At 69.9% G+C, this 4,296-nt stretch carries 5 protein-coding genes; 3 read left to right on the top strand and 2 right to left on the bottom strand.

Annotated elements, in window-relative coordinates; translation table 11 throughout:
• The coding region (locus Q0C81_RS16725; RefSeq protein ID WP_367118036.1) for an acyltransferase family protein at positions 1-545 on the top strand (545 nt) is incomplete at its 5' end.
• 7 nt (positions 546-552) lie between these two features.
• Here the strand turns inward: Q0C81_RS16725 and Q0C81_RS16720 are convergent.
• Positions 553-777 carry a hypothetical protein gene (locus tag Q0C81_RS16720; RefSeq protein WP_291840617.1) on the bottom strand — a complete coding sequence of 75 codons (225 nt, stop codon included), beginning with the start codon at positions 775-777 and terminating at the stop codon, positions 553-555.
• Between the two features lie 88 nt (positions 778-865).
• On the opposite strand from Q0C81_RS16720, the gene Q0C81_RS16715 reads away from it, so the two are divergent.
• Together Q0C81_RS16715 and Q0C81_RS16710 are read left to right on the top strand one after the other, a co-directional pair.
• Positions 866-1,855, top strand: coding sequence for a WYL domain-containing protein (locus Q0C81_RS16715; RefSeq protein ID WP_291840614.1), 990 nt, complete (start codon positions 866-868; stop codon positions 1,853-1,855).
• Between the two features lie 64 nt (positions 1,856-1,919).
• Positions 1,920-3,353, top strand: coding sequence for a hypothetical protein (locus Q0C81_RS16710; protein WP_291840611.1), 1,434 nt, complete (start codon positions 1,920-1,922; stop codon positions 3,351-3,353).
• On the opposite strand, the gene Q0C81_RS16705 is transcribed toward Q0C81_RS16710, so the two are convergent.
• Positions 3,347-4,296, bottom strand: a 950-nt coding sequence (locus Q0C81_RS16705) for a TonB-dependent receptor (RefSeq protein WP_291840608.1), incomplete at its 5' end; no start/stop codon positions are given. The two genes, Q0C81_RS16710 and Q0C81_RS16705, sit on opposite strands and share 7 nt — an antisense overlap.

Genomic DNA, 4,296 nt, shown 5'->3' with positions numbered 1-4,296 from the left:
TGACCCTGGCTCCGCGCTGGATGAACACCACCCACGACCTGGCCTTCCCGCGGGCGGTGTACGGCTTCTTCCTGGGGTGCCTGCTGCAGGGAGCCTGGACCCGGATCCCGCGCCTGAAAGGCGGGGCGGCGACGGCGCTGGAGATCGCGACCGTGCTGGCGGTCTGCGCCTTCATCGGCTTCGCCACGGGGCCGGTGACGGTGCTGGTGACCCTGCTGTTCGTGTTCGCGGTCTGGGTCTTCGCGGGCGAGGAGGGCGCCCTGTCGCGCCTGCTGGACGCCAAGCCTCTGGTCACCCTCGGGCGGTGGTCCTTCGCCATCTACATGGTGCACATGTTCGTGCTGGTGGTCATGCTGATCATCGGCCGCAAGCTGGACTGGCTGCCCGGCGGACGACGCATCGACTTCGGCTCGCCGTGGCTGAACGACCTGTTCGCCATCGCCCTGTTCGGCCTGATCGTGGTCCTGGCCGTGCTGGCGCATCGCCTGGTGGAAGCGCCGGCCCAACGTCTGATCGACCGCTGGACCAAGCCGAAGGCGGCCTGAGCCGTCCTCAGGCGGCCATGCGGAAATCGGCGGCGGGATCGAAGACCGGGCGGGCCTCGTCCCACAGCGCGTCCTCGTCGGCGTAGCGGGCCGAGGAGCGGGCGTCGATCACGTCGATCACCTGTTCTTCCAGACGGTCCCAGATGACGGCCAGGCCAGCTTCGGCCTCGCACGGAACGATCAGGTAGCGGCTGGCGGCGATCTGGGCGGCGGGGGCGAAGGCGCGGGCCATTTGGAAACTCCGTGAAGCGGTGTCGCTGTCGATGATTGTGTTGTAAGACAGCGTTGCGTCATTTTTGGACGTATGGTTTCTGGCGCTCATGAGATTCGACAAGGCGGCTATGGTTCTGGACCTCGCGCGGCGGATGGCGGCCAGCGCCGAAGGCCTGACGCTTGAGGACATGATGCGTGAGACCGACAGCGCCCGGCGGACCGCCGAGCGGCTGCGCGACGCCGTGCTGGTGCTGTTTCCCCAGACCGAGGAGGTCTCGGACCCGCCCTACAAGCGCTGGCGCATCCGCGGCGGCTTGTCGGCCTTCGAACAGGCCCCGACGGCCGAGGAACTGGTCGAGCTCAGCAAGGCGGCGCAGGGGCTGCGCGCCACCGGCGAACCGTCCCGAGCCAATTCGCTGGAGGGGCTGGAACGCAAGCTGAAGTCGGCGGTGCGCTCGACCACCCTGAACCGGCTGGCCCCGGATCTCGAGGCGCTGGTGCGGGCCGAGACCCTGGCCGTGCAGGCCGGGCCGCGCGCCTCGGCCGACGAAGTGGTGCTGGCGGAGGTGCGGCGGGCCGTGCTGGCCGGCCAGCCCCTGGGTTTCATCTACAGCCGCCCGGGCGCCGAGGCGCGGCGCCGCGTCATGACCCCCTGCGGCCTGATGTTCGGCCGCGCCAACTACCTGGTCGCCGCCGAGCCGGACGGCGGGGCCATCAAGACCTTCCGCCTGGACCGGATGAGCGCGGTCAAGGCCGAGCCGGGCGTGGCCACGCCCCCCGCCGACTTCGACCTGCAGGTCTTCGCGGGCCAATCCTTCGGCATCTATCAGGACGCGATCGAGGACGTGGTGCTGAAGATCACGCCGGAAGGGGCGCCGGAGGCCCGGGGCTGGCGCTGGCACCCGACCCAGGACGTCGAGGACCAGCCGGACGGCTCGGTCGTGGTCCGCTTCCGCGCCTCGGGCATGCGCGAACTGGCCTGGCACCTGTTCACCTGGGGCGAGCAGGTGGAGATCATCCAGCCGGCCCGGCTGAAGGCCGTGATGGCCGGTGAGCTGCAGGCTGCCCAGCGCGCCCTCGAGCGGTCCCAAGCGTGACCAAAACTTAAGCTGACGCTTGCCGCGGCCACGGGGCAGGATGTGCTTGAACGGGGAGCGCCGAATGCGTCTGACCACCATGGCCGCCATCGCGGCGCTCACACTGGGCCTGACCGCCTGCGCCACCGCAGGCGGCGCGCCCGCCTCCGCCGTCGCCGAGGCCGCCGCGCCGCAGGTGACCGTGACCCGCGACGGCGACCGCTGGACCGCCGACTACGTCCTGCCATCCGACGCCCCGGTCTGGGCCTTCATCCGCTCGGCGCTGGACATCGACGGCCGCGGCTCGTGGCGGCCGGTCCAGTGGACCATCGAGACGCCGGGCGTGATCCTGGAGCGGCAGGGCCATCTCGACATCCTACGCGCCACGGGCGGCGGCCCCGTGCCGCGCCGCATCCGGATCGTCATGCGTCCGGCCTCGCAGAACCTGCAGGCCGACTACAACCCGGCCATCGTCTTCACCGACGGCTCGGCGGCGCTCTACAGCGGCCATTTCGACGTCTTCCCCCTGGCCTCCGTTGAAGCGGCCCGCGCCCTGCCGGAGGACCTCAACGAGGCGGAGTTCGAGAGCCAGGACGCCCTCATCCGCTGGCGCGACAGGGCTGGACCGGTGCTGATCAACGGTGAGCGGCGGGCCGAGGCGACCTCAAGCGGCCAGGGGACCTATGTCCTGTTCGGTCAGATGGCGCTGGTCGACAGCCCGCGCCTGGCCACCGTGATCGATCCGCAGCTTCCCGGCTGGATCAGCGCCGAGATCGCCGGCTTCGCCCCCCGCATGGCCGAGTACTACGCCCGGCGCCTGGGACCTGGCCAGACCGACAAGCCCACCATCATGGTCGGCTGGGACGGCCCGACGCCCGGCATGACCAGCATGGGCGGCAGCGTCCTGCCCGGCCTGATCATCATGGCCTTCCAGGGCACGGGCGTGATGGAGCCGACCAAGCTGATGAGCGACCGCGCCCGCTGGTTCATCGGCCATGAGAGCGCGCATTTCTGGCTGGGCCAGACCGTGCGCTACGAGGCCCGGCGCGACGCCTGGATCACGGAAGGCGGGGCGGACCTGAGCGCGATCCGCGCCTCCGCGGCCCTCGATCCGACCTTCGACACGATGCGGGAGCTGCAGAAGGAGGTCGACGACTGCGCCCAGCTCGCCGACGAGCCGGTCGTTTCGGCCGCTCAGCGGGGCGAGCACCGCGCCAACTACGCCTGCGGGGCTGTCTTCGCTATGGCCGCCGAGGGCGCGCAGAAGCAGGCGACCGGCGGCGACTGGTTCGACTTCCTGAAGCCCCTGATCGACGCCAACCGCGAGGACAGCATCCTGACCCGGGAAGAGTGGCTGAACGCCCTGCTGCAGGTCTCCGGCGATCCGGACGTCCGGCGCGAGATCGACGCGCTGCTGGATACCGGCGCGCCCGACCCCTCGATCCTGATCGCCCGCCTGTTCGACCGAACGGGCGTGACCTACCGGATGGAGGCCGGGCGCATCGTCCTGCTTCAGTAGCGCGCCCTGACGGTGACGCCGATCGTGCGCTCGTCGCCCGGATTGCCGATGACGAGGCCCGAGTTGCCGGTCTGGACGCTGACGAACTGGAGATACTCCTCGTCCAGGGCGTTCTTGACGAAGACGGACGCCTCCCAGCCGTTGTCGGACCGGAAGCCGGCGCGCAGGTTCAGCAGGCCGTAGCCCTCGATCTCGGTGTAGCGGGATACGGCGGCGTCCGAGTTGTAGGTCGAGCGATAGCTGGCGTCGGCGCCGGCGAAGACCTCGCCCGACAGACCCAGGACCGAGCCGGGTCCATGCAGTTCGCCGCCGAAGGCCAGCGCCCACGGCGAGACGCCGGGCAGTTCCTTGCCGCTGAGATCGCAGGCGGCGGTGGAAGCCCCGATCAGCTCCAGCGGGCAGGGCCCGTTCCTGAACGACGTGTACTCCCCGTCGGTCCAGGCCACATTGGCGTAGAGATCGAGGAATTCGTTGGGATGGGCGGTCAGGTCCAGTTCGACGCCCCGGATCTCGACCTTCTCGACATTGGCCAGATAGCCGCGCAATGCGCCGGGGCCGGCGTCGACGACGTTGGCCTGGAAGTCCGTGATGTCGGTGTAGTAGGCGGCGAGGTTGGCGGTCAGGCGCCGGTCGAAGGCCTGGGTCATCAGGCCCAGCTCCCAGGTCGTGACCTCCTCGGGCCGGACCTCGGCGGGCAGGCCGGCGGCCGTCGTGGGAAGGCCGGACATGTTGATGCCGCCCGACTTGAAGCCTTTCGCGTAGCTCAAATAGGGCAGGATGTCGGGCGTGACCTCGTAGGAGATCGCCAACTGCCCCGACCAGCTGCCTTCCGAGATCTCGGCTGAGTAGTTCTGCGGGCGCTGGATGCCGAGGCGGCGGGAGATCAGGGTGGGGTCGGCCGTCACCAGCCCGCCAGAGACGGACAGATCATAGACGCCGGACT

This window comes from Brevundimonas sp., from assembly GCF_023259385.1.
Classification (GTDB): Bacteria; Pseudomonadota; Alphaproteobacteria; order Caulobacterales; family Caulobacteraceae; genus Brevundimonas.
This window is presented reverse-complemented; position numbering and strand designations above follow the sequence as displayed.

Bases quoted from the DNA above. Each gene is read 5' to 3' on its own strand.
- Q0C81_RS16720 (WP_291840617.1), bottom strand. From the start codon at position 777: ATGGCCCGCGCCTTCGCCCCCGCCGCCCAGATCGCCGCCAGCCGCTAC.
- Q0C81_RS16715 (WP_291840614.1), top strand. From the start codon at position 866: ATGAGATTCGACAAGGCGGCTATGGTTCTGGACCTCGCGCGGCGGATG.
- Q0C81_RS16710 (WP_291840611.1), top strand. From the start codon at position 1,920: ATGCGTCTGACCACCATGGCCGCCATCGCGGCGCTCACACTGGGCCTG.